This is a genomic window from Chryseobacterium lathyri (assembly GCF_003290185.1).
Taxonomy (GTDB): domain Bacteria; phylum Bacteroidota; class Bacteroidia; order Flavobacteriales; family Weeksellaceae; genus Chryseobacterium; species Chryseobacterium lathyri.
Genome location: NZ_QNFY01000005.1, coordinates 255,471 through 281,703, shown reverse-complemented (window position 1 = coordinate 281,703; position 26,233 = coordinate 255,471). Strand labels below are relative to the sequence as shown.

At 37.3% G+C, this 26,233-nt stretch carries 26 protein-coding genes and 2 tRNA genes; 20 read left to right on the top strand and 8 right to left on the bottom strand.

The window, feature by feature from the left end; translation table 11 throughout:
* Window positions 1-24: 24 nt before the first annotated feature.
* From DRF61_RS08925 to DRF61_RS23100, 3 genes are all read right to left on the bottom strand, one after another.
* On the bottom strand, window positions 25-1,779 hold the full coding sequence (locus DRF61_RS08925; RefSeq protein ID WP_111956114.1) for a hypothetical protein: 1,755 nt from the start codon (window positions 1,777-1,779) through the stop codon (window positions 25-27).
* A 196-nt stretch (window positions 1,780-1,975) separates the two neighbouring features.
* Window positions 1,976-2,087 (bottom strand) — tRNA-OTHER (locus tag DRF61_RS22620).
* A gap of 121 nt (window positions 2,088-2,208) precedes the next feature.
* Complete coding sequence (locus DRF61_RS23100; protein WP_373865954.1) at window positions 2,209-3,009, bottom strand: RtcB family protein; 801 nt, start codon at window positions 3,007-3,009, stop codon at window positions 2,209-2,211.
* 715 nt (window positions 3,010-3,724) lie between these two features.
* Here DRF61_RS23100 and DRF61_RS08915 point away from each other — a divergent pair.
* The 5 genes from DRF61_RS08915 (at window position 3,725) to DRF61_RS08900 (ending at window position 7,722) form a co-directional block, all read left to right on the top strand.
* Window positions 3,725-4,057: a HopJ type III effector protein gene (locus DRF61_RS08915; protein ID WP_111956112.1), complete on the top strand. Its 333-nt coding sequence runs from the start codon at window positions 3,725-3,727 to the stop codon at window positions 4,055-4,057.
* 185 nt (window positions 4,058-4,242) lie between these two features.
* Complete coding sequence (locus tag DRF61_RS08910; protein ID WP_111956110.1) at window positions 4,243-5,262, top strand: helix-turn-helix transcriptional regulator; 1,020 nt, start codon at window positions 4,243-4,245, stop codon at window positions 5,260-5,262.
* A gap of 284 nt (window positions 5,263-5,546) precedes the next feature.
* Entirely contained in the window at window positions 5,547-5,684 is a 138-nt protein-coding gene (locus DRF61_RS22785) for a hypothetical protein (protein ID WP_165570718.1), read from the top strand.
* A gap of 161 nt (window positions 5,685-5,845) precedes the next feature.
* Window positions 5,846-6,595: a nucleotidyltransferase domain-containing protein gene (locus tag DRF61_RS08905; protein ID WP_111956108.1), complete on the top strand. Its 750-nt coding sequence runs from the start codon at window positions 5,846-5,848 to the stop codon at window positions 6,593-6,595.
* A gap of 68 nt (window positions 6,596-6,663) precedes the next feature.
* Complete coding sequence (locus DRF61_RS08900) at window positions 6,664-7,722, top strand: nucleotidyltransferase domain-containing protein (RefSeq protein ID WP_111956249.1); 1,059 nt, start codon at window positions 6,664-6,666, stop codon at window positions 7,720-7,722.
* Between the two features lie 68 nt (window positions 7,723-7,790).
* On the opposite strand, the gene DRF61_RS08895 is transcribed toward DRF61_RS08900, so the two are convergent.
* A complete protein-coding gene (locus DRF61_RS08895) occupies window positions 7,791-8,135 on the bottom strand; it encodes a TfoX/Sxy family protein (RefSeq protein ID WP_111956247.1) in 345 nt (114 codons plus the stop codon).
* Window positions 8,136-8,296: 161 nt separating this feature from the next.
* On the opposite strand from DRF61_RS08895, the gene DRF61_RS08890 reads away from it, so the two are divergent.
* From DRF61_RS08890 to DRF61_RS08875, 4 genes are all read left to right on the top strand, one after another.
* Window positions 8,297-8,812 (top strand): DUF2975 domain-containing protein, encoded by a 516-nt coding sequence (locus DRF61_RS08890; protein WP_111956106.1) that lies wholly within the window; start codon window positions 8,297-8,299, stop codon window positions 8,810-8,812.
* Window position 8,813: 1 nt separating this feature from the next.
* Window positions 8,814-9,017 (top strand): helix-turn-helix domain-containing protein, encoded by a 204-nt coding sequence (locus DRF61_RS08885; protein ID WP_040995723.1) that lies wholly within the window; start codon window positions 8,814-8,816, stop codon window positions 9,015-9,017.
* Window positions 9,018-9,222: 205 nt separating this feature from the next.
* On the top strand, window positions 9,223-10,095 hold the full coding sequence (locus DRF61_RS08880) for an ABC transporter ATP-binding protein (protein WP_111956104.1): 873 nt from the start codon (window positions 9,223-9,225) through the stop codon (window positions 10,093-10,095).
* A gap of 2 nt (window positions 10,096-10,097) precedes the next feature.
* Complete coding sequence (locus DRF61_RS08875; protein ID WP_111956102.1) at window positions 10,098-13,265, top strand: M1 family aminopeptidase; 3,168 nt, start codon at window positions 10,098-10,100, stop codon at window positions 13,263-13,265.
* Between the two features lie 301 nt (window positions 13,266-13,566).
* Here the strand turns inward: DRF61_RS08875 and DRF61_RS08870 are convergent, their stop codons facing one another.
* Window positions 13,567-15,846, bottom strand: coding sequence for a polyribonucleotide nucleotidyltransferase (locus DRF61_RS08870; RefSeq protein WP_111956100.1), 2,280 nt, complete (start codon window positions 15,844-15,846; stop codon window positions 13,567-13,569).
* Window positions 15,847-16,292: 446 nt separating this feature from the next.
* Between DRF61_RS08870 and DRF61_RS08865 the strand changes: the two genes are divergently transcribed.
* Window positions 16,293-17,714: a sugar MFS transporter gene (locus DRF61_RS08865; protein ID WP_111956098.1), complete on the top strand. Its 1,422-nt coding sequence runs from the start codon at window positions 16,293-16,295 to the stop codon at window positions 17,712-17,714.
* A 139-nt stretch (window positions 17,715-17,853) separates the two neighbouring features.
* Window positions 17,854-18,213, top strand: coding sequence for a DUF4260 domain-containing protein (locus DRF61_RS08860; protein WP_111956096.1), 360 nt, complete (start codon window positions 17,854-17,856; stop codon window positions 18,211-18,213).
* Between the two features lie 56 nt (window positions 18,214-18,269).
* On the opposite strand, the gene rpsO is transcribed toward DRF61_RS08860, so the two are convergent.
* Window positions 18,270-18,539: a 30S ribosomal protein S15 gene (gene rpsO / locus DRF61_RS08855; protein ID WP_034704056.1), complete on the bottom strand. Its 270-nt coding sequence runs from the start codon at window positions 18,537-18,539 to the stop codon at window positions 18,270-18,272.
* A gap of 174 nt (window positions 18,540-18,713) precedes the next feature.
* Between rpsO and DRF61_RS08850 the strand changes: the two genes are divergently transcribed.
* From DRF61_RS08850 to DRF61_RS08840, 7 genes are all read left to right on the top strand, one after another.
* Entirely contained in the window at window positions 18,714-19,265 is a 552-nt protein-coding gene (locus tag DRF61_RS08850) for a pyruvate decarboxylase (RefSeq protein WP_111956245.1), read from the top strand.
* A 754-nt stretch (window positions 19,266-20,019) separates the two neighbouring features.
* Entirely contained in the window at window positions 20,020-20,172 is a 153-nt protein-coding gene (locus DRF61_RS22615; protein ID WP_156122694.1) for a bacteriocin-like protein, read from the top strand.
* A gap of 38 nt (window positions 20,173-20,210) precedes the next feature.
* Window positions 20,211-20,354 (top strand): bacteriocin-like protein, encoded by a 144-nt coding sequence (locus tag DRF61_RS22610; protein ID WP_157963374.1) that lies wholly within the window; start codon window positions 20,211-20,213, stop codon window positions 20,352-20,354.
* Between the two features lie 36 nt (window positions 20,355-20,390).
* On the top strand, window positions 20,391-20,534 hold the full coding sequence (locus DRF61_RS22605) for a bacteriocin-like protein (protein WP_157963373.1): 144 nt from the start codon (window positions 20,391-20,393) through the stop codon (window positions 20,532-20,534).
* 29 nt (window positions 20,535-20,563) lie between these two features.
* Window positions 20,564-20,728, top strand: a complete 165-nt coding sequence (locus DRF61_RS22600) for a hypothetical protein (protein ID WP_157963372.1) — start codon at window positions 20,564-20,566, stop codon at window positions 20,726-20,728.
* A gap of 172 nt (window positions 20,729-20,900) precedes the next feature.
* Window positions 20,901-22,223, top strand: a complete 1,323-nt coding sequence (gene mgtE / locus DRF61_RS08845) for a magnesium transporter (protein WP_111956094.1) — start codon at window positions 20,901-20,903, stop codon at window positions 22,221-22,223.
* Between the two features lie 22 nt (window positions 22,224-22,245).
* Entirely contained in the window at window positions 22,246-22,983 is a 738-nt protein-coding gene (locus DRF61_RS08840; RefSeq protein WP_111956092.1) for an ABC transporter substrate-binding protein, read from the top strand.
* 338 nt (window positions 22,984-23,321) lie between these two features.
* Here DRF61_RS08840 and DRF61_RS08835 read toward each other — a convergent pair whose 3' ends face one another.
* A complete protein-coding gene (locus DRF61_RS08835) occupies window positions 23,322-23,771 on the bottom strand; it encodes a GAF domain-containing protein (RefSeq protein ID WP_111956090.1) in 450 nt (149 codons plus the stop codon).
* Window positions 23,772-23,782: 11 nt separating this feature from the next.
* Window positions 23,783-25,210, bottom strand: coding sequence for a TonB-dependent receptor (locus tag DRF61_RS08830; protein ID WP_111956088.1), 1,428 nt, complete (start codon window positions 25,208-25,210; stop codon window positions 23,783-23,785).
* 54 nt (window positions 25,211-25,264) lie between these two features.
* Here DRF61_RS08830 and DRF61_RS08825 point away from each other — a divergent pair, with 54 nt between their 5' ends.
* Window positions 25,265-26,032, top strand: a complete 768-nt coding sequence (locus tag DRF61_RS08825) for an MBL fold metallo-hydrolase (RefSeq protein ID WP_111956086.1) — start codon at window positions 25,265-25,267, stop codon at window positions 26,030-26,032.
* Between the two features lie 68 nt (window positions 26,033-26,100).
* Window positions 26,101-26,180: transfer RNA gene (locus DRF61_RS08820), tRNA-Leu, on the top strand.
* The last annotated feature ends 53 nt before the right edge of the window (window positions 26,181-26,233 follow it).

Here is a 26,233-nt window from a genome sequence, read left to right as displayed (position 1 = left end):
AGATGTTTACGCTTTATTTTATATCTACTTAAAAATCTTTATGAAGCTGTCTTTTTCAAGCGTTTCCAGTGAGAAATCGAAGTCGGCTTCCGCTTTTTCTGTTGTAATCTCTGCTCCAAGCTCTTTTACAAGCTCATTGAAAGACATGGCTTCGTACCATTGCTGATACAATGCAGTTGTTGCCATCATGGAAACCTGATTATTTCCTGAAACATGAGAATGTCCGGCTCCGAAATTCAACAGTACGAAACATTGCTTTTCGTTTTTTGCCACCAGCATTCCCAGAATCATTTGCTTCTGAACAGAGTTACATCTGGCTTCAGCAAAGAGATTGTTAGGATTCATCATATAATCGTAGGAAATGTTATCTCCTTTTCCGATAACGATTTTATATCCGCAATCTGCATTTCCGCTGAAAACATTATTCATAACAAGTGTTGGAGTACACAGTCCTTTATTGGCATAAAGATATTCAACGGCACCGTTAGGAGCTGAAGTCATATCTCCTGAATACATCAATTGTCCGTCACCATGATTATAAGCGGCATTCCAACCTATTTTTCCGGAGATATTTAATCCTGAAAGATCAAGGTCACGGGCACCCCATCGATCTTCCCAATAAATACCTACAGCCAGTCTGTCGCCATAAAAACGGGTTCCGGTAGGAATATTTCCAACAAACATTTTTTCAGAAGTGGGTAATGCAAATTCTACATTCTCCGGGAAATAGAATTTCTTTCCGGATAAGTTATCATATTTCAGTTTCAGATAATCCAGAATAAAATCATAGTTGAATTGATTCACATAAGTTTCCTTACCTTTTTTCACCCAGGATTTTCCGTTTCGGACTCTGTACACAAAAGTATCCTGGCCATACATTCTAGAATAGCATGCTGACAATGCTTTGAATAGTGCAAACGGTGTTGCATTTTCCAGCCAGTGCCAATCACTGTTTTCGAGCAATGTATTCGTAGCATCATTCAAAGGATTTGAAATCAATGGTTTATGATGTACTTTAGACAGCTTCGAAATTTTATTGATGGCTTTCGGAGCTCTGTTTTTATAGGCAAGAAATAACGGCTTGAACCTGTTAAAAATTTCCGCCAGTTTTTCCAGCCCGAAGCTTTCAAACAAATAGGTTGGGTTAAACTTACTTTGCTTGATTGAATCAATCAGATCATCACTTTTAATTAAAAGCGTAGTATTGGTCGTTTTATAAATAACATAACGGAAAAACTCAACAGGATTTTCAGGATAGATATCGTACAGATCAGCTATTTTTATAACAGCTTCCTTATTTCTGATGTTTTCTTTTCCCGTAAAATCATATTCCAGCTCTGTATGTAAAATATAAAGCAATTCATCAATAGTTTCTTCTTTTAAAGCAATCCCTGATCTCAAAAGAGAAAGGCACTTTTCCTGCATCTCTTCTGCAGTATAGGCTTTGATTACTTTAAAAACCAGCTTCATATCCGGAACATTCAGTATTTCAGCAGGAATATAGATTTCATTCTGGAAATCGCTTCCATATGTTGAAATATAATGTTGAATCTGTTCAAAAAACAAATCAATTCTGGAGGTATTTTTTATTTTCTCCCAGGATTTATGAAAGGTTTTATTCAAATCATTTCCATTTAATTTTTCCTTTGCATAATAAGAGATGATCTCATTTTTTGCCCATAAAGCATCAGGTTCAATGATAAAACCGTCATTAGAAACAAATGGCTCTGCATTCGATTCCTTAGCTAATACTGCATTGAATAATTTTAGTGTTTTCATTGTTTTTAATTTTAAAAATAAGTGAGGAGTAGGTTCATTAAAAGTGAAGTGTATAGGAACTCCTTTTACCTATAGTTTATAAAAAGCGGGAAGTAATTTACCGAAAATATAGGAACTCCCTTTGCCTTATAATTTGTAAAAAGGCGGAAAGTAATTCTAACTTATAGGAACTTTCTTTGCCTTATTTTTTATTTTGAGGAGCAGACAGGACTCGAACCTGTGACCCACAAACCTGGTGATTTATAGGAACTTTATGTGCCTGCAGCGAAAAGTAATTTTTGTTGCTCTACCATCTGAGCTACTGCCCCTGCCTTATGAAAAAAGTTTTCATTAACCTTACAGGCTTTTATACCCGCAAGGTTTGGTTATTAGTTCTTATAAACCTTATAGGTTTTGAAAACCTATAAGGTTTGAATATTATATTAATAATTATGCTTTTCTGAATTTCTTTTTTTTCTTCCACGGCGCATTTTTTCCTACATCACCTGCCATGATACATCCATAAGGCATCACCTCATCCAGAACTTCGCAAAGTCCATATTCTTCAATCTGCGCTCTTACGTTTTTGGCACTTTTATAAGCGCTTGGCAGTTCGGAAATATCAATTTCATTGGAGAAAAAACGGATATCTAATCCTTGAGTTTCCTCATCGAAGATTTCTTCAACCGTTTTATGGGCCAATGATCTTTTATGCTGTGTTCTGCTGAAATTTCTTCCGGCTCCGTGAGGGGCAAAACCCAGATTTCTCTCGTTAGTTTTTCCCTGAACAATTAAAACTGGTTCTGACATATTCAAAGGAATCAGTCTTGGTCCGGTGATATCCGGCATAAATTTATCATCCAGCGGAGTGGCTCCTTTAGCATGATAAAACAGATCACCATCTCTGAAGACGAAATTATGCTCGTTCCAGTATCTATCTTGTTTTTCAGTACCTAGTTTGTTTAAAACCGCATCATGAATATTCGTATGATTTTCCTTCGTCCATGTTCTGATCAGCTGAAGAGCATCCCAATAGGCCTGTCCTTCTTCCGTATCGAAAGGGATCCATGCATTTTCTCTTAATGTTTCAGGGGAAATATCCTGTCTGAAACGGTTGGCCACCTTCATTCCTTTATCGTAAAGTGCCGCACCCGGAGCTCTTGATCCGTGATGGGTAACCAGCATGGTATTTCCTGTATTTTTGGACTTCCCGACAAACAGGAAATGGTTTCCGTCTCCCTGGGTTCCCATATGAGAACGGGCAATGCTGATTAATTTTTCATCATTTAAGAAATAGTTTTCCCTGAACGCATCCATCAGTTCCTGGGACATCGACATCTGCTCACCTCTTGGTCTTCCTCCGTATCCGAAATGCGTTACTGAATGGGCAGCATCCAACAACTCTTTAGGATTGGCATCTCCAAAATCTGTCAGCATCACGGAACAACAGATATCTGCGCTATGAAATCCAGGGTGGATGGCATTTTTGGCGACCACCACTCCACCTACCGGGATCAACCCTTCAGGTCCTGTAGGACATGCATCAGGCATCAATGCTCCGGCAGTAAGCGTAGGTGTTTTCATCAGAACTTTCATTGTGTTGATCACTTTCTCTACATTGTCATTTTCACTTTCATGTTCAGCTCTGATGTTAATGATAAAATCTTTCGCCGTTTCATGAAGCGGAATAATATCCGTCTGTTTGAACTGATCCAGATATTCTCTGATCTGAACTTCATCCAGATTGTTTTCGTTGATATGTGTAATGGCATCTTTAAACCATTTGGCTGGTCTGTATCCTAATTCAATTAAATTATTTCCGTTAAATTCCATTTGTCTTTTCATTTTGATAGTGCAAAGTAAAACCACAAGTGCGCAATAATTCTGCGCAGATAAAAATATTTTAATTATTTTTGTAAAAAGGGTCAAAAGACCTGTTTATTTTCATTTGATTAAAATTTAGAATATGTTATTAGAACAATTAAAAAACAATCCTGAAACCATTCAGTTCAAAGAAGTTATTGCTTATATTGATGAGCATCACGATTTTATACCTACTTCTTTTAAAAACGGCAATACCGTCAATGAAGCTGGTCAGAATAATGGTTCGTGCAAAGTTTTCAGTTTTGCAAAACTTCAGGGATTGTCAAAGGAGCAGACACTTCCTCTTTTTGGAGAATTTTACAGGGAAGATGTATTAAAAAACCCGGAAGGAACAGATCACCAGAACATCAGAAACTTTATGAAATACGGATGGGAAGGGATTTCCTTTGAAGGGGAAGCGTTGAAACAGAAGTAATTATACGGGTCAATTGTGAATTTTGCTTCGCAAGTGAATCATTTTATAAGTCAATGGTCAATTTTACCTTGCAAGTGAATGATTAGTTTGAAAAAAAGAATTGACACATTAAAAATTGAATTGCGAAGCAAAAATTGACCTTTCACCATTCACCTTTTCACTCTCTCTATAAAAAATCACAAAAAATGTCATCCAATAAAAATGCCCTGATCCGCTACAAAACATTAGACAAATGTCTTAAGAACAAATACCGGAAATATACACTTGAAGACCTTATCGATGCCTGCTCTGATGCCCTGTTCGAGTTTGAAGGAAAGGAATCTTATGTAAGCAGACGTACCGTCCAGCTGGATCTGCAGAATATGCGAAGTGAAAAATTCGGGTATGAAGCACCTATTGAAGTATACGATAGAAAATACTACCGCTACAGCGATCCTGAGTACAGCATCCATAATATTTCTGTGAATGAAAGCGACCTGAAAGCGATGAATAATGCGGTTCAGATCCTGAAACAGTTTAAGGATTTTTCTATGTTCAAAGAGATGAACGGAGTCATTCAGAAGCTGGAGGATTCCATCCATTCTACCGGACAAAAATCCATCATTCATCTGGATAAAAATGAACAGCTGAAAGGGCTAGAATATATTGATGTCCTTTATGAAAGCATATCCAACAAAAAGGTACTGAATATTCTGTACCGCAGCTTTACAGCCAGGGAATCCAGCAATTATGTGGTTCATCCGCAACTTCTGAAGGAGTTTAATAACAGGTGGTTCCTGATCTGTCAATATAAAGGTAAAATGTACAATTTAGCCCTGGATAGAATGGAAAAGATTGATGTGGAGGAAGGCATACAGTATATCGACAAAGATCTGGACGGCGATGAATATTTTAAAGATATTGTAGGGGTTACAGTTTCCGATACGATGGCTCCCAGAAATGTTGTTTTCTTTGTAGATTCTTCCAATGCGCCTTATGTAAAAACAAAACCGCTTCATAGAAGTCAGGAAATTATAAGCGAAACGGAGGATGGCACATTATTTAAGATCTGTGTACAAATTAATTTTGAACTTGAAAGGCTTCTGTTGGGTTTTGGAGAATGTCTGGTGGTCCATCAACCTAAAAAACTGAGACTGAAGCTGCAAGATAAATTTAAAGCAGGATTAAAAAACTATGAAGATTTAATAATTCCGGATGAAAACTGATCTTTTTCAACCATAAAAGCTGCAAAATTTTTTGAACACTTTAGTTATTTTTAAGCTTAATAATGTTGAAAAAAAGATCACTTAAGTTTTGTGAAACTCTTTGATTTTCATGATGATTAAATTCGTCGGATCAGAATTCCCCCCTCTGGAGGGGTGGCGAAAATTCATAGAATTTTTGACGGGGTGGTAAATAATCACTCCATACCCTCTACAATATTGATCAATCCCGACATTTTTAAAATGGCTCAGAAATTGTATTAATTTACACATTAAAAAATCTTACTATGAAATCAAGAATATTTAAAGCATTGATTGCCATTATAGCACCTATTGCGATAGAGTATATCGTAAAAAAAATATCTGAGAAATTAGATAAAAAAGAAGAAGATAAAGGAAAAGGACCTAAGCAGATTACTGCTTAAACGTAGAAGTAGTTAGAATTTAATTTTATTGAAAAGAGACTGTCATTAATCATGTACAGTCTCTTTTTTTGTTCAACAGCTTCAAAATAAAACTTCCAGCGGAAAATCTACGCAAAAACACTGCGCACTACTGCTTTTACTTTGTTTTAAAATTGAATACAATGACACCAAAAATACTAGAGAAAATAAAAGAAATAGAGAAAACACGCGGTGTAGAAGTCCTTTTGGCCGTAGAATCCGGAAGCCGGGCATGGGGTTTTGCTTCTCCGGACAGCGATTATGATATACGATTTATCTACCGCCATGAAAATGATTGGTATCTTTCTCCGTGGGATAAAGACGAGACTATAGAATTTATGACGGAGGACGATCTGGACGGTTCCGGATGGGATTTACGAAAGACTTTCCATTTGTTACTGAAGTCGAATGCAGCTTTACTGAGCTGGTTTTATTCTCCCATCGTTTACAAAAAGGACGACAAGTTTGTGGAGCTGTTCAGGCCTTTGGCTGATGTCTGCTTTTCACCGATAGCGGTTTCCTATCACTATTTGAGCATGAGCAAAAAGTATCTGGAAGCCTGCAGAAACGAAGAAATAAAACTGAAAAGCTATTTTTACTGCTTAAGAACTGCACTGACCGGTAAATGGATCATAGAAAAAGGAACGGTTCCTCCAGTTTTATTCAGCGAATTGTTAGTTTTGGTTGATGATTATACCCGAAAAAAGATAGAAGACCTTATCGCATTAAAAGCTACTAAAGGAGAATCCTATTACCACCCGAATGATTGGGAGCTTTTTGGGTTTTTAGAGAAAACAATACTCGATAATGAAGAAAGAGCAAAGAGTTTGACCGGAGGAAAATCTGATAAAAATGAAATGGAAAGGGTTTTTAGGGAGATATTAAAGGCCTAGAAACTACTACAATGTTTAACTTTAAAGAAAGGGAAGAAACTCATGTATCCAAAGAAAAAAAACAAATTATGACTATTGAATTTCTAAAAACTAATAACTTCATCCTCCTCGAAGCCATCTCCGGAAGCCGCTCTTTCGGGTTGGCCACTGAAAACTCTGACACAGATATCCGTGGGATATATTATCTACCAAAAGAAGACTTCTTCGGTCTGAATTATATCCCGCAGATCTCCAATGAAACCAATGATGTTACCTATTATGAGATCGGGAGATTTGTAGAGCTTCTTCAAAAGAATAATCCCAATATTCTGGAAGTTTTGGCAAGCCCGGAAGACTGTATTCTGCAAAAACATCCGCTGATGGGTCTTCTCCGTCCGGAAGATTTTCTTTCCAAATTGTGTAAGGATACTTTTGCCGGTTATGCCGTTTCTCAGATTAAAAAAGCAAAGGGACTGAATAAAAAAATCCTCAATCCTGTAGAAAAGGAAAGAAAGTCTATTCTTGATTTCTGCTATATCCTTCAGAACGATACTTCTGTTCCATTGAAAAAATGGCTTTCAGATAACGGAAAAATTCAGGAAAAATGTGGATTGGTAAGCATTGATCATACAAAAGGTATGTTTACCCTGTTTTATGATGAATCGGGAAGTTCAGGTTACAGAGGAATTATTCAGAATGAAGAAGCCAATCAGGTATCCGTATCTTCAATCCCGAAAGGAGAACAGTCTGTTGCCTATTTATTTTGCAATCTGGATGCCTACTCCACTTACTGCAAAGATTATAAGGAATACTGGAAATGGGTTTCCGAACGCAATGAAGACCGTTATAACGTTAATCAGGAACACGGCCAGAATTATGACAGTAAGAATATGATGCACACCATCCGTTTATTACAGTCCTGCGAGCATATATTCAAAACAAATTCGTTAAATATCCGTGTAGACAACAGAGAGGAATTACTTGATATCAAAGCCGGAAACTGGTCCTATGAAGCAGTTATGCAAAAAGCAGAAGATCTGATAAAGTCTATAGAACATGAGTATGCAGCTTCTACCCTTCCCGATTATCCGGATGTAAAAAAGACGGAGAAAATCTTAATAGAAATACGCGAAAACTTATACGTTTAAATCTTAATATTCTTAACAACTAAACTTTACCTTAATGGTTAAATTTTAAAATGTCAGGAATATTAAGGTTATTTTTTCTTTGAAGCTTTGGCTATCGAATTATACTCCAGGCATATTTTAATCCAGTATTCAAAATCATCAGGTTTTTGAAAACCTGCAGGTTCCACGTAACAATATCCTTTAAGCTGCTTTCCTTTCATCATCATCGGAAGAAAACCGTTTTTCTCCGAAACTTCTTCTTCCAGATCAGGATCATAACGGCACATCAGATTATCATGGCTTACATTAATACACATTTTACCATTCACCAAAAATGATAATCCGCTGAACATTTTCTTTTCACTGACCTCAATTCCGGCCACTTCAGAAAGCCTTTCCCGGATTCTGTCCGCAAGATCTGTACTGTAAGCCATAAAATAATTTTTAGAATTAAATTTAGCAAAAAACGCCTTAAGAAGGCTTATTTTCATTGTTAATAAACTTAATCAGATCTATATAAATAAAATTTTATTTAAAATAATTATTGTTTTACGATAATTAATTATACATTTGCAATAGTTAAATAATTATTGATATGAACCAGACCAAAATTATTTCGAAGGTACTTTACTATATCTGCATCCTATTGTCTGCAGGGTATCTGATCACTTTAGCCTACTCGGTTTTTTGCCTGACTACAGGTTTTTCTGTTACACCTTACAAGAATGATCAATACCTTCATATCAATTATCCTTTTACAGAAAATCCGTTTATGAATATTGAAAATAATAATTCGTATATCATTTTCTCTTTTTTGTTGGTTTTAGTTTCTTACGGAATTTTTTTCTGGCTTTCAGCTTTAGTTTTCAGAGTATTTTTTCAGTCAAAACTGTTTACAAAGGAAAATATACTTCACCTTAAGAGATTTTACATGTATAATATTTTTATTCCACTGCCTGTGGTCATTACGGCAAGCTTTTTTGTGGAGGTCGAAAGTATTGTCTGGGGATTGGTTTTTATCCATTTCATGTTGGGAATTTTCTGTCTGTTTCTTGCAAATATCTTTAAGCAAGGACTACATTTGCAAAACGAACAAGATCTATTTATATAAAATGCCAATTATAGTCAACTTAGATGTCATGCTGGCCAAACGAAAAATGCAGAGTAAGGAATTGGCAGAAAAACTGGGAATCACCCCCGTTAATCTTTCCATTCTTAAAACCGGCAAGGCAAAAGGGGTCCGTTTTGATACCCTGGAGGCCATCTGCAAAATTCTGGAATGCCAACCCGGCGATATTCTTGAGTACCGGGAATAGGGTTCGAGTTGCGAGGTTTGAGAGTAAAAAAGTCTTAAATAATCTCTTAATCTTAAACAAAAATCTTGATTCTTGGCTCTTGATTCTTGACTCTTGACTCTTGATTCTTGACTCTCTCGATAACGTCCCCCCCCATCTTCCTTTTTCATCTTTTTAAGCAACCGTACAGGTCTGCTCTACCCTTCTATTATCCAAACCTTAACCTATGAATACCTTAACAATCAACAATCTCAGCCTTATCTACAAAAATGGATATCAGGCAGTTAAAGACCTATCGCTTGAAATATCAAACGGAATGTTCGGTCTGCTTGGACCCAATGGCGCCGGAAAATCATCTTTGATGAAAGCTATTGTAGGATTGCAAAAACCTACTTCCGGAAATATTATTTTTAATGGGACGGATGTTTTAAAAGATCCTGATCATATTAAGCGAAATCTGGGTTTCCTTCCACAGGATTTTGGGGTTTATCCAAAAGTGTCAGCTTATGATCTCCTGGAACATATTGCCATATTAAAGGGAATCACGAACAGTGCGGAACGTAAAAAACAGATCCTGAGCCTGCTTGAAAAAGTTAACCTTTCAGAATTCAGGAAGAAGGAAGTCCATACTTTTTCCGGAGGCATGAAGCAGCGTTTCGGGGTGGCCCAGGCTCTATTGGGAAATCCGAAGATTATTATCGTGGATGAACCTACCGCCGGTCTAGATCCTGAGGAACGCAACCGTTTCAATGCTCTACTGAATGAAATCAGCCAGGATGTTATTGTAATTCTTTCCACCCATTTGGTGGAGGACGTCAGAAACCTCTGCTCGGAGATGGCAGTCATGAACAAAGGTCAGATTCTCCGGAAAGGAAAACCGGCAGTATTGATTTCCGAACTGGAAAACAGGATCTGGTCGAAACCGATCAGCAAAGATGAGCTGGAAAGTTACTATTCCAGCCATGAGATCATCAGCAGGCAGCTGATTGAAAGAGAACTCCACATCACCATATTTTCAGAAGAAAAACCTGAAGATTTTGATCCCGTAAATCCACTACTGGAACACGTTTACTTCCATACCCTTACCCAAAAACCTTAACTATGAATGCTTTATTTTTATTCGAAGCCGGACGCATTTCCAAGCACTGGCAAGCCTATCTTATAGCCCTGATCCTGGTAAGTACAGGTATATTCTGCGGTAACAAATTCAACCTTACCGTTGGAGACGGGATCTATCTGAATTCACCCTATACCATCGGTTTTATGACAGGAATGCTGAGCCTGTCCATCCTGTTTATGGCTGCAATTTATGCTGTTCAGTTTCTTTTTAAGGATTATGATTCAAAATTTGATCTTGTATTATTTTCATTTCCTTTTTCCAGATGGACTTATCTGAGTGGAAAATTCCTTGTCTATTTTCTGCAGACTTTCCTTAGTTTTTCTTTTTTAATGACAGGCTTTCTCATAGGCCAGGTTATGCGGACCGGAAGTGAGATGCAGACTTACTTTAATATAGGATATTATCTTTATCCCATGCTGATTTTCGGGTTTATCAACTGTTTTTTTGTATGCAGCTTTCTGTTTTTTGTTTCATTCACGGCTAAGAAAAAACTGCTGGTCGTTGTAGGCGGGCTGCTTTTATATGTACTGTATATGGTCGTTTTGGTCTTTTCCAATTCTCCGTTTATGGCAGGAAGCCTACCCCAGTCAATAGAAACACAGCATCTTTCATCCATTTTGGATCCGTTCGGATTATCGTCTTATTTCTTTGAAGCAGGAACATTCTCTGTTCATCAGAAAAACACGTTAATTGTTCCTCTTTCGGGATATTTATTACTTAACAGGGTAATTTACCTGCTCATTTCTGCCGTATTTCTTTTGCTTACCTATCGTTTATTTTCTTTCTCAGATCATTCAAAACAAAAAGTAAAAAAAGCATTACCGGAATCCGAAATCACAAACAGGCCAACATTTTCTTATATGACATTGCAAACAGATTTCGGTCGGAAAAACGCCCTCAGATCGATGCTGTCCTTTGCAAAGATTGATCTGCTCTACCTTTTCAGGGGCATTATCATTCCTTCTGCTTCCATACTTCTGCTTTTCTTTATCGGGATGGAAATGTATGCTGAGATTGAAAAAGGCATCCGCCTTCCACAGAAATATACCGGATCAGGTCTTATGGCAACAACCATTTCAGAAAATTTTCCTCTGTTCGGCTTTCTCCTTACAGCTTATTTTATCAATGATTTATACTGGAGAAGTCATTCATCCGGTTTTTCACCCATCGAAAACACAACATTTTTTTCGGAAAACAAACTTACAGGCCATTTTATTTCCATGAGTATTCTTCTTTTTTTCTTTACCGGAATCTTAATAACCGAAGGCATCTTATTCCAGGCATCATATCATTATCTTCATATCGATTGGAATGCCTATCTGTGTGTTTTTCTTTTTAATACTTTTCCGTTAATGCTTTTTTCAGGATTGATCCTTTTGGTTAATGCTTGTATCAGAAATAAGTTTATTGCTTTGGGCGTTTCCGTTTTAGCAGTATTCCTTCTGACCGGCCCGGTTTCCGGTAAAATACTTCCTTATCCTCTTTTCAGAATATTTTCAGATTTTAAAGGGACTTACAGTGATTTTAACGGATATGGACCTTACGTTCTTGCTTTTGCAGAAAGACTTTTATTCGGTGCCGGAGTTATTGCATTTCTTTGGATGATCAATAGAATTTTCAGAACTAAAAAGTTCAGCGCTATTGTTCTTATTGCCAGTATTCTATTGCTCTCGTCAGGGATTTTTTCCGGTATATTTTTCACGAAAGGTTATATCCCTGAAAATGAAGAAAAAGCATTAACAGAAGCTATCCGATACGAAAAAGCGTTTAAGAAATATGAAAACCTGCCACAGCCTGAAATTTCAGATGTTATCACCGAAATCAGGTTGTATCCTTCAGAAAATGCATACGAGATCATTGGAAAATATACTTTGGTCAACTTTACCGATCAGCCGATCAATAAAATTCTCATTCATTTCAATCCTGATCTCAAATTAGAATCCGCTGTTTTTCAATCCGGCTCCGAATCTCTGAGAATTAATAAAAATATATCGGAAGTTGAATTAAACCAACCATTGAAACCCAACGGAACCGCTCATCTTGAATTCAAACTATCTTATAAATGGTATGCCGTAAACAGGCATCAGTCTTTCAATGCAATCATAGGCAACGGTTCTTTTATGAGGATCAGCAGATACTATCCGATGATCGGATACCAGAAATCAGAAGAAATTCAGGATGAAAAGCTAAGAAAAGAAAATCATCTCGGAAAACTGGAAGCATTGAAAAAAACAGAAGCCCCTGAAGTCTTTAAAAAGGATTTTATTAATTTAAACATGATCATTTCTACAGAAGGAAGCCAGACCGCAATAGGCACAGGGGATCTGGTTAGAAAATGGGCAAAATCAGGACGCAGCTATTTTCAGTACAAGGCAGGAAATATTCCGTTCCGGTTTGCCGTCTCTTCAGCAGATTATACCATGAAAAGTGTTTTATACAAAGGAATTACAGTGAATATATTTTATCAGAAAAACCATTTTGAAAATACAGATCATCTCCTTGAAAATGCAAAAATTACATTGGATTACTGTACAAAGAACTTTGGAAAATATCCGTTCAAAACAGTCAGTTTTGCTGAAATTTCATCTTTTACCAGAGGATTTGCAGCTACCGCTTATCCGTCTGCTGTTTTTATGCCTGAGGATATGATTTTCCATGTCAATATTCATGCAGATAAGAAGCAGGATGTGATCAACGAACTTGCCGGGCACGAGCTTTCCCATCTGTGGTGGGGAAATAACCAGATTGATCCTGATGACAGGGAAGGCGCAGTAATGCTTACCGAAACACTCGCTATGTACACCGAAATGATGCTCTACAAAAAAATGCACGGCAGAGAAAAAATGTTGGAAAGAATAAAAATGCACCAGCAGATCTACGACAGTGAAAAAGGTTTTTCTGAAAATATTCCGATTTATAAAGTAACGGGAGACGCCACTCATATATCTTATTCAAAAGGGGCTGTGGCCATGGTAAAATTAAGTGAATTGATCGGGGAAGAAAAAGTAAATAAAGCGTTAAAGAATTTTCTACAGAACAATCAGTACCCTAAAAAGCCTTCTTCTCTGGATCTACTCAATGAATTTTATAAGGTCTGCCCTGATGAAGCCACAAGAAAGCAGGTTGACCTATTATTTAAAACCATATAAATCATTCACCAACAAAACTTTACACAAACATCTGCTTAATCTGCGAGAGATTAAAATATTTTTTCGCAGATCGAGATTTCTTTTTTCTACTATTCAAACTGTATGACTTCAAGTTTCTTCAACCTAAATTTTTTTAATCAGGGAATATCAGCTGAAGAAAAATAGAACAATTCAGCTCCGCTCCGCCCAGCGAAATCCTCATTAATTAATCGTAGGAATATGAGTTGTAATGATATACATGTAATGCAAAAAAAAAAATCCCTCAATTTTTTGAGGGATTCATTATATATAAGATTTAGTCTTAAGCTTCAGAAGAAGGATTTTGATCTCCGGCAGGTTTTTCCCCTTCCGGTCTTGTATTCTCTTCTCTTCTTGCCGGTCTGTCAGGTCTACCCTGTCCTTCCGGTCTTCTGTCACCTTGTGGTCTGTCCTGTCCTTCTGGTCTTGGTTTAGATTCAGGTCTTGCAGGTCTTGGTAAAAGAACTTTTCTTGAAAGTTTCATTTTCTTACGGTCATCGTAACCCATGAACTTCACTTCTACTTCGTCACCTTCGTTATAAGGTACCTTATCCAGACGAGCCCATTCAATTTCAGAAATATGAAGAAGTCCTTCAGTTCCTTTTGCAATGGCTACGAAAGCTCCGAAATCCATTACTTTTACCACTTTTCCTTGGTACACTTCACCTACTACAGGTACAAATGTAATCTCGTTGATTCTTGCGATTGCCGCATTGATTTTCTCTCTGCTTACACCAGAAATCTCAATTCTTCCGATTTCTCCTACTTCTTCAATAGCAATAACAGTATCTGTATCTTTTTGAAGTTGTTGAATGATTTTTCCACCAGGCCCAATCACAGCACCAATGAAATCCTTAGAGATCTCAAGCATTACCATTTTCGGAGCGTGTGGTTTCACATCTTCTCTTGGAGCAGAAATAGTTTCATTTAATTTATCTAAGATATGAAGTCTTCCGTTTCTTGCCTGTAGAAGAGCTTTTTCCATGATATCCATAGAAAGCCCCTGGATCTTGATATCCATCTGACAAGCCGTGATACCGTCTGCAGTACCTGTAACTTTAAAGTCCATATCTCCCAGGTGATCTTCATCTCCTAAGATATCAGAAAGAACAGTGAACTTTCCGGTTTTAACGTCTGTTACCAATCCCATTGCAATCCCGGAAACAGGTTTTGCAATCTGAATACCAGCATCCATCAATGCTAAAGTTCCTGCACAAACAGTTGCCATAGAAGATGAACCGTTTGATTCTAAAATATCAGAAACGATACGGATTGTGTAAGGGTTTTCTTCAGGAATCATGTTTGCCAAAGCTCTCTGAGCCAGGTTTCCATGTCCTACTTCTCTTCTTGAAGTTCCTCTTAAAGGTCTTGCTTCACCCGTTGAGAACGGCGGGAAGTTATAATGTAAGAAAAATCTTTCGTCATAGTTTACCATCACGCTGTCTACCATGTTCGCATCTTTCACTGAACCTAACGTTACCGCTGTTAAAGACTGAGTTTCACCTCTTGTAAAGATTGCAGAACCGTGAGCTCCAGGTAAATAATCAATTTCGCTCCAGATTGGACGAATCGTTTCAGGATCACGACCATCAAGACGGATTTTATCATTCAAAATCATCTGACGCATCGCTTCTTTTTCCACATCGTGGTAATATACTTTAGCGAAAGGTGTTACTCTTTCTAATTCTTCAGCATTATCAACATATTGAGCTAAAAATTCATCCAGAACAGCTTTGAATTTTTCACCTCTTTCTTCTTTTCCTGAAGGAGTTTTCGCTACCTCGTATACTTTATCATATGTTTCTTTCCACACTTTCTCACGGATAGCTTCATCGTGATTTTCGTGGCTGTATTCTCTTTTTGGGAATGATTTACCTACCTTTTCAGCTAATCTTTCCTGAGCTTCAACTTGTTTTTTGATTTCTACGTGAGCAAATTGGATAGCTTCAAGCATTTCCTGCTCAGAGATTTCTTTCATTTCCCCTTCTACCATTACGATAGAATCTTTAGTTGCTCCCACCATGATGTCAAGGTCAGCAATTTTAAGATCTTCAAATTTAGGGTTGATAGAAAGCTCACCGTTGATTCTTACGACTCTTACTTCAGACATTGGCCCGTTGAAAGGGATATCTGTAATAGCAATCGCTGCAGATGCTGCAAGACCTGCTAAATCGTCAGGAATCGACTGTCCGTCATAAGAAATTAATGAAATCATTACCTGAACTTCAGCATGGAAATCTTCTGGGAATAATGGTCTAAGAACTCTGTCTACCAAACGCATTGTTAAGATCTCCTGATCTGACGGTCTGGCCTCTCTTCTAAAAAAGTTTCCAGGAATTTTTCCTCCTGCGTAGAATTTTTCTCTGTAATCTACAGTTAAGGGTAGAAAATCTACTCCGTCTTTTGCTTCTTTACTGGCTACAACAGTTGCTAAAAGCATTGTTCCACCCATTTTTACGACTACAGAACCATCAGCCTGTTTTGCTAATTTTCCTGTTTCAATTGTGATTTCTCTGCCGTCTGCAAGAATAATCGTTTCTGTAATTGCTTGAGGTATACTCATAAATTGTTTTGTGTTGCACTCCGTATTGAGTGCTTTAATTATTGATATTTCGTCTAAATTTTCGTGTGCAAATATACCATATAATAATGAGATATTAAATTTTCAGTCTCAGAAATACTACTCAGAATCGTAAGATTTCCCTTCCTTTTTTATCAAAGATGTAAAAATTACTGACGGTATATTTGAACCTATTCATGATTCGGAATGATAAAAAATGTTTTTTTAAAGAAAATTGATTATTAAATCCTGTTGTTTTCGTATTATTGTCTCAAAAAGTGTAAATAATATTTTTCTATCGGAAAAGTTGATTTATTTACATAAAAAATATTGAAAAAGTTGCAGAAAAACACTTTGCTAGCTTATATTTGTCCTGCTTCTCAAATATAGATGTACGAGGAAAATCAACTGAGAGAATTTAATCATTCTTTTCAAATAAATAAATGTTTATGATCAATAAAGAAGTAAAAACACAGAGCAAGAATTACACCATTCCTTTAATTACAATTACTTTGCTCTTTTTTATGTGGGGATTCATTACCTGTATGAATGATATCCTGATCCCCTATCTGAAACAGCTTTTCAAGCTCACCTTTTTCGAATCGATGCTGGTACAGTTCTGTTTTTTCGGAGCGTATTTTATCGGTTCTCTGATCTATTTTCTAATCTCCATTTCAAAGGGAGACCCTATTAATAAAGCAGGCTACAAGAAAGGAATCATGTTCGGTATTTTTCTGGCCGCCTTTGGATGTGTCTTATTTTATCCGGCTGCGACTTTTTCTTATTATCCTTTATTTCTTGGAGCTTTATTTATTCTGGGACTAGGCTTTACCGTGCTTCAGATCACGGCTAATGCTTATGTTTCATTACTCGGCAGTGAAGAATCTGCTTCCAGCCGACTGAATATGACCCAGGCTTTCAATGCTTTCGGAACCACGATTGCACCGGTTCTTGGGGGCCATCTGATCTTTGAATTTTTCTCGGCTCCGGACGGCTCGTTCAGTGCTGTGGCAACAAGAATTCCTTACCTGATCTTTGCAGGAATCCTGTTATTGGTCGCATTACTGATTTCCCGAGTGAAACTGCCTTCTTTCCAGACCCAGGAAGAAGAGATCGTAAAAGGCTGGGGTGCTCTTCAGTTCAGCCATCTGAAATTCGGCGTTTTTGCCATGTTCTGCTATGTAGGGGGAGAAGTAGCAGTGGGAAGCTTTATCATCAGCTTTCTGGAACAGCCTCAGATCATGGGCTTTAATGAGATCATCAGCAAAAATTATCTTTCTCTTTATTGGGGCGGAGCAATGATCGGGCGTTTTTTAGGGGCAATTTCTTTAAATCAATCATTAAGCCAGGGGAAAAAAGCAGTCTATATGCTGGGTGCAGCTGCTGCTGTTTTTCTGGTTATTTTCAGTATTGTGGACCTAAGCTTTGCACAAATCAGCTTTTTCCTTGTATTTATTGTACTTAACTTTATTGCTTTCTTTATTGGTAAAGCAGCTCCGGCAAGGACATTATCTATTTTTGCCGGCATTAATGTCATTCTTCTTATCTCAGCAATGGTTAATCACGGTGAATTGGCAATGTACAGCATTTTGGGAATCGGAATCTTTAACTCAATTATGTTTTCCAATATTTATACTCTGGCCATTTCAGGTTTGGGTAAATATACCAGTCAGGGATCATCTTTGGTGGTAATGGCTATATTGGGTGGTGCTATCGTTCCTATTTTCCAGGGCTACCTTGCCGATCAGTTGGGAGTGCAGCATTCATTTATCATTCCGGTATTCTGTTATCTGGTGATTCTTGTATTTGGGGCTTATTGCAGCAAATATTTAGGGCATGTGGAAAGCACTGACGCAAAATCGGGACATTAAAGAATTATTTTTGTACAGAATTTTAATTCATAATTGAAAGTGAGATGTTTAAAAACGTCTCACTTTTGTTTTTAAATACAATTTAAGCTGTAACTTTTACATTGAATCAGACACCTATCAAATAATCAATATTTTTGTCATGAAGATTCAATTACAGCTGGAATATTTTGCTTTTTTAATACTGGGAATATTTGCTTTTAGCCAGACTGGCCTTTCCTGGTGGTGGTTTGCCGGACTATTCCTGGCTCCGGACATTTCCATGCTGGGATATACTGTAAACAATAAAATTGGCACTTTTTGCTATAATCTTTTCCATCATTTGGGTGTTGCTCTTATGGTATACCTTGTGGGAACAGCATTAACACTTCCCTATTTACAGATGATTGGGGCTATTTTATTTGCGCATTCAGCCTTCGACAGAATATTAGGCTATGGACTGAAGTATCCTGACAGTTTTCAAAATACACATTTGGGAAAAATCGGAAAAGACAAAAAATAAGAGCACAAAAAAAGCAACTCCTTTCGAAGTTGCTTTTATTTGAAAATCTCTGTAGATTATTTTCTTAAACCTAGTTCAGCAATGATAGCTCTGTATCTTGTAATATCTTTTTTCTTAAGATAATCCAATAAGCTTTTTCTTTTACCTACCAATTTCACTAGAGATCTCTCTGTATTGAAATCGTGACGGTTAGCTTTTAGGTGCTGAGATAAGTGGTTGATTCTGAAAGTGAAAAGAGCTACTTGTCCTTCAGCACTTCCTGTGTCCTGTGCAGATTTTCCATGTTTTGCGAAAATTTCTGCTTTTTTTTCTGTTGTTAAGTACATTCCAATATTGTTTAATGATTATTATGTAACGGGTGCAAAATTACGACTATTTTTTGATTCTGCAAACATTATCGATTTCATTTATTGAATTTGATAGAAAAAAATGTTAAAAATTTCTTAATAAATTGTATGTCATCCGGTGAAAAGGCAGTAATTTTGCATACGAATTACACAATGAGAAAATTTATATTCTTTACAGCTCTTGGAACTTTTTTATTGGTCGGTGTTATTTCGGTAAAAGCGCAGAAAAATGCTGACAACAAGACAAAAAAAATCCTATACTTCAATCCCGAGGTAGAACCTGATATTGAGGAAATCAAAGAGCCTACAAACCTCGCGTTCTTCAGTGCTGTTTCCGATAATTTCAGCGGGAGAAAGAATAAAGTACTCAGAGCCGAGGTGCAGATCCCTTTTGACAGCGTTGAAAAACAAACCATCACCGATTACTGTGTCAATAACGACGCTGATTTTGCTATTGTTCCTAAAGTAAGGTATTTCAAAGTAGGCATCGGTAAATATGTGTTTTCCAACCAGGTTGTAGTAAGCATGAAGCTTTTTGATGCAGGAGGAAATCTGGTTACAGAAACCGATTATGACACTTACCGGAAAAATATGCGCCTTCTAGGTTCCACAGAAAATTCTATTAAAATAGGAACTGATGGTGCGATCAAGGGGATTTTGAAAAAACTCAGAAAACTTAAATCCGGGGCTGGAGCAGAGCTTTAAAGTGAATGGTGAATTTTGCTTCACAAGTCAATTGTTAATGGATAAGCTAAGCAGTTGAATTTCACCATTGACGATTCACTATTCACAAACTATATCTCTAATGGTCAATTGTGAATTTTGCTGCGCAAGTCAATTGTTAATGGATAAGCTAAGCAGTTGAATTTCACCATTGACGATTCACTATTCACAAACTATAGCTCTAATGGTCAATTGTGAATTTTGCTGCGCAAGTCAATTGTTAATGGGTAAGCTAAGCAGTTGAATTTCACCATTGACAATTCACTATTCACAAATTATATCTCTGATGGTCAATTGTGAATTTTGCTGCGCAAGTCAATAGTCAATTGATGTGTTAAGCAGTTAAGATTCACCATTGACAATTCACTATTCACAAACTATATCTCTAATGGTCAATTGTGAATTTTGCTGCGCAAGTCAATTGATGTGTTAAGCAGTTAAATTTCACCATTGACAATTCACTATTCACAAATCAATCACTATTTTTAATGGTCATTGGTCAATTTGCTCCGCTATCAATTTTTAGCACATAATTAATTTAAGAACTAACGATTCATTTGCGTAGCAAAACTCACCATTCACAATTCACTTCCCCAACGTTTTTTCCATTTACATTTTTTAATAAAAACTGATAAACTTCCAGAACAAACTGATTACTAGATAAATATTTTCACCAATAAATGAATAATTAAATATTTTTTACTATTTTAGTTTTACAAATTAAAACTTATATAATATGAAAAATTTAAAGAAGCTCAACAGAGAGCAACAAAAACAAATTAATGGAGGAGCTATTAACAGATGTAACAATACCAACAGACCCTGCTCTATAGGATGGTGCTGCAACGGAGTATGCTCACCTTATGCATGTATTGATCCTGAGCTATAAGTATTAGATCTTTTATCTTAATGATTAAATCTATTGGTATGAAAAATCTAAAGAAATTAAACAGAGAGCAGCAAAGCCAGATCAATGGCGGGACTATCGCAAGATGCAGTTTAACCAGACCATGCACTGTTGGATGGTGTTGTGATGGAGTATGTAGCCCACAGGCATGTATTGAATTCTAAAAGCCTTATCTTTTATTGAACTAAAAAATATTTATCATGAAAAATTTAAAGAAACTCAACAGAGAACAGCAAAGAAAAATCAACGGAGGAGCTATTGAAAGATGCAGCGCAACCAGACCATGTTTTATTGGTTTCTGCTGCCGGGGAGTGTGCATGGAATACGACTGTATTGAAGAATAAATCAGTTTTTTACTTAATACAAGATATCCATGAAGAATATAAAAAAGCTCACCAGAAAAGAACAGCTGACGATCAACGGCAGCGGACTGGGCAAAAAATGCCAGGACCACACTCAGTGTGGATTTGGGGAATGCTGTGACGGAGGCATGTGTATGCCTTCTCCATACCCTTTATGCGGACCTATTCTTGAATAATATAGGTATTTATGAATTAAATTTAATTTTTGAACATCCGCTCCGGCGGGTGTTTTTTGTTTCTAAAAAACGTTCTAATTGATTTTAAGCTTTAATTAATCCTTAATTTTGCCGCTTTCCTTCATAGTCTTAAATTTTTGAATTATTTTTGCATATCCAAAAAATTCACGTTTTGAATTCCAGAGACGAACTTATCTTTAATCCTGCCGATATCGCCGAAACTCTCAGCAACCTTCCCGCTGATGAGAGGCTTTTGGCATTTTTAAAAGTTCCGAAAGAATATAAAGCGGAAGTTTTTTCCCATCTTGATCCTGATTTCCAGGAAGAAACGATCAGAAGTATCGGAAGCGAAGAAGTTTCAGAAATCCTGAACGGAATGACTCCGGATGACAGAACCTCTCTTTTTGAGGACTTTCCGGATGAGCTGATCAAGTATTCCATCAATCACCTTAATCCTCAGGAAAGAAGGATTGCCCTGAAGCTTCTTGGCTATGACTCAGACTCTATTGCCCGTCTGATGACGCCTTATTACATCCAGATCCGTAAAGAATGGACGGTAAAAAGATGTCTTCAGCAGATTAAAAAGGTCGGTAAAAGAGTGGAAACCATGAACCATCTGTATGTAGTGGATGAAAGAAACCGACTGATTGATGATATTGCTTTAGGAAGCCTTCTTTTGGCTGAGGAAGATACTTTGATCTCGGACTTGACCGACAATCATTTCGTTGCGATAACCACCGTTACTTCGAAAGAAGATGCGGTAACGTATTTTGAAAAATATGACCGGACTGCTCTTCCCATCATTACAGAAGCCGGCGTTCTCGTAGGTATTGTAACGATTGATGATATCCTCGACCAGATCGAACAGCAGAATACAGAAGATATCCAGAAATTTGGGGGTCTTGAAGCTTTGGATGATCCTTATACGCAAACTTCTCTGGTGGAGATGATCAAAAAAAGAGGAACGTGGCTGATCATTCTTTTCTTCTCAGAAATGCTGACTGCTTCTGCGATGGGTTATTTTGAGGATGAAATTCAGAAAGCTGTTGTATTGGCTTTATTTGTTCCGCTAATTATTTCCAGTGGAGGAAATTCCGGCTCTCAGGCAGCAACTCTTATTATCCGGGCTATGGCTCTTCAGGAAATTGGTCTGAAAGACTGGTGGTATGTCATGAAAAAAGAAATCTTTACCGGGCTCGCTCTGGGTGGTATTCTTGGTGTGATCGGCTTTTTAAGGATTATGGTGTGGCATGAAGCAGGATTCTTCAATTATGGAATGTATTGGCCATACGTAGGTTTAAGTGTTGGTGTTTCTCTCGTGATGATTGTTCTTTGGGGAACACTCTCAGGATCTATGGTTCCTTTTATCCTGAAAAAGCTCAACCTAGACCCCGCTACTTCTTCCGCTCCATTTGTCGCCACTCTGGTAGATGTTACCGGGCTTATTATTTATTTTTCTGTAGCCGGGCTTTTCCTGACAGGAAAACTTTTGTAATTTAGGCAGAGAAAGTCTGAATATGAAAGTTGTTTCTTTAGTTCCCTCTATTACAGAGGCGTTATTTGATCTTGGTCTTAGTGAAAATGAAGTGATCGGGAGAACAAAATTCTGTATCCACCCTGAAAACAAAGTAAAAAATGTTCCGGTTATTGGCGGAACAAAAAATATCAATATTGATAAGATCAGGGCATTGCAGCCGGATCTCATTCTGGCCAATAAAGAAGAAAATATCAAAGAGCAGGTAGAAGCACTGATGGATGATTTTAAAGTCATCGTGACTAATGTGGAAACCATTGAAGATAATTATTACCTTCTTAAAACACTCGGGAATCTTTTTAATAAAGAAGAAAGGGCACAACAGTTCAATCTTAAGATTTATGAGGTCCTGGAACAAGCAAAACTTAATTCAGCAATAAAAGCAGCTTATCTTATCTGGAAAAATCCTTATATGACCATTGGTTCGGATACTTTTATACACAGAATTCTGTCAGAGATTGGTTTTGAAAATATTTTTAAAAACAGAACCCGTTATCCCGAGATTCAAATGGAAGATCTTGCTGAAGCGGAAGTCATTATGCTTTCTTCGGAACCATTCCCTTTCAAAGAAAAACATATTGAGGAGATGAAGGCTTTTTATCCTGACAAAAAGATCATGATCGTGGATGGAGAGGCATTTTCATGGTACGGAACGCATATTGCAAAATGCGGGGATTATTTTAAAGAATTACTAGCTGAAATCCATGCAATGCAGCGTTAATTTTAACCACAAAAGGGGTAAAAGTTTTAAACACTTAAGTTTTTTATAAGTTGTAATAAAAGCTGCATAGAAGAGCACTTAAGTTCTCTGAAAATCTTGATTTTCATATGGGGCGAAAATTCGTCTGAAGGTTCAGAATTCCCCTACTCTGGAGGGGTGGCGAAAATTCAAATAATTTTTGACGGGTGGTCAAAAGAATATCCATATTTCTCAGCAATCTCTTGAACCAATCAATTTGATGGGTTCGGGAACCTCAGCCGCCAATTGTATTTAAATGCAACAAAAAAGCCCCAATTTACATCGGAGCTTGTATTTTATCTGTAGAATTGAAATTTCAATTACAAAATCTTTGACACCTCATTACAAAGCCATTCCAAAAGTTCACGGTCCTGAGCAGTAAATGGGTCTACAGTATGGGAATCGATATCAATCTGACCCACATTCTGACCATCTTTGAAAATCGGTACCACAATCTCAGCTTTCGTATCAATAGAGCAGCTCAGATAATTGCTTTCCTGATGAACATCCGGAACTACGAATGTCTCATTGGAAACAGCAACCTGTCCGCAGATCCCTTTTCCATAAGGAATGATAGTATGATCGGTAGGTGCTCCTACGTAAGGACCGAGTTTCAGCTCATCTTTATCCCCGTTTTTAAAGTAGAATCCTGTCCAGTTGAAGTAGGAGATTTCCTGGTCCAGCAGGTGACACACCTTCTCAAGCTTTTCTTCTGTATTATGTTTTGGACTTTCAAGAATGGAAGAAAGTCTTTTCTTTATTTCTGACATTTTATTTTGTTTTAGGAGAATTGTTTGAAGGAAAGCTCTTCTTTATAGCCGAACATTCCACGTTCTTTTATCATTTCTGCCACACCTTCAGGAACCTGGTTTTCCCAGCCTTTAACACAGCATGCAATTTTTCTTAATATTTCTCTGGAATAAATCTCCAGGAACTCCGGATTATGATTGGTAATATCTACAATACGGTTGTTGTGCTTGAAATATTTGTAAAGTTCTTTTAAGTTTTCTTCTACTTTAAGGTTTGAAGAATCCAGTAATTCATGGGTTTCAGGATCTTTGTAAGGGTAAAGGTACACCCTCATCCCGTTTCTGAAGAATTTTCCGAATGCTTCAAGAATTCCACCTGAAAGATCTTTGTAATATTTCTCGTCAAATACCATCAGAAGGTTATTCACACCCATTGCAACACCAATATCTCCGCTCGTATAGGAAGCAAAATAATCGATCAGCCTGTAGTATTCCGAGAAGTTGGAAATAATAACGGTATATCCCAGTTTACCAAGAATATCCACCCTGTCCATAAAATCTCTCTCGTCAATATCTCCATCCGCCCTAAGGTTTGAAATGGTGATCTCAATAAGGACTTCTGTTTCTTCATGGGTACAGGTTGCATCTTTCTGGAACATCTCAAGGCCGTTTTTAAGCATATCAATATTCACTTTCGTTACGGGCCTGAAACTTCCTCTTACCGCGAATATATTTTTCTTGTATAAAACATCGGCAGGCAGCATATTGCTCCCCTGGGAATTGAAAATCACCGCATCTGTCATTCCGTGCTTCACAAGCTGCAGCGACATTAGCCTGTTATCAACATAGTCAAAGGCAGGACCACTGAAATCGATCATATCAATTTCAAGACCGTCTTTTGCAATGTCATCGTATAAAGATTCAATTAAATTTCTTGGATTGTCGTAGTAATGAAAAGCTCCGAAAATAAGGTTTACTCCCAGATTTCCTAATGTTTCCTGCTGTAAGGTAGCATCATTTTCCTTAAATTTTACGTGGATTACGATCTCATTATAATCTTCGTTTTCCTTTGTCTGGAATCGGATTCCAACCCAGCCGTGGCCTTTAAGTGTTTTATCGAAATTAATGGTAGTTACCGTGTTTGCATAAGAGAAAAATTTTCTGTTGGGGTTATTTTCCCTTGAAATCCTTTCTTCAATTAACGCAACTTCATAACGGAGCATTTTACGAAGTCTGTTCTGAGTAACATACCTGTTTTTTGCTTCTTTTCCGTAAATGGCATCACTAAAATCTTTGTCATAAGCAGACATCGCCTTAGCAATTGTACCTGAAGCCCCTCCTGCTCTAAAAAAGTGACGAACAGTCTCCTGCCCTGCTCCAATCTCTGCGAAAGTACCATAAATAGTAGGATCTAGATTAATTGTTAATGCTTTTTGTTTAGGAGTTAGTTTCTGATACATTAGGACGTGAAATTTTTCGTAAATTTACCAAAATTAAACCAACCTCAAAAGAAAATGAAGTTGAAATTTTTAGGAACCGGTACTTCCCAGGGTGTGCCCGTTATAGGCTGTACATGCGAGGTATGTACTTCCAAAAATCCCAAAGACAGGCGTTTCCGCTCTTCAGTAATGATTACTACTGAGGAAAGTAAAAAAATACTCATCGACTGCGGTCCGGATTTCAGGGAACAGATGCTTCTCAACCACGAAAACACTGTAGATATTGCTCTTCTTACCCATGAACATAATGACCATGTGATCGGGCTTGATGATATGCGTCCGCTGATCTTTAAAAGTGGAAAAAACATGCCTATTTACTGCTTCCACAGAGTTGGACATGAGATTAAAAACCGCTTTCCTTATGCCTTCGCTGATATAAGATATCCGGGAGCGCCGGCTTTTGATCTCCATGAAATTGAAAATAAACCTTTCCACGTTTTAGATACCGAAATCACGCCTGTTGAAGTAATTCATTATGAAATTACAGTCTTCGGATATAAATTTAAAAACCTTGCCTACATTACGGATGCCAATTTTATTTCGGATATAGAAAAGGAGAAACTGCAGAATCTGGATGTGCTGGTTTTAAACTGCATCAGAAAATTCGATCCGCATCCAGCTCATTTTATCCTTCCTGACGTCATTGCCCTGTTTAAGGAGCTTAAGCCTAAAAAATTATTTTTAACTCACATCAGCCATCATCTTGGGCTGCATGATATTGAAGATAAGGATCTTCCGGAGGGAATGCATCTGGCCTATGATGGTTTGGAAATAGAATTTTAAAATTTTTCTCTTAAAAAGCTTTTGAACATTAAAAAAAGTTTCTATATTTGCACACCAATTTAACACTTGCCCAGGTGGCGGAATTGGTAGACGCGCTGGTCTCAAACACCAGTTCTTAGGAGTACCGGTTCGATCCCGGTCCTGGGTACTAAAAACCTCTGGAATCATTTGATTCTCAGAGGTTTTTTATTAAATTAAAAA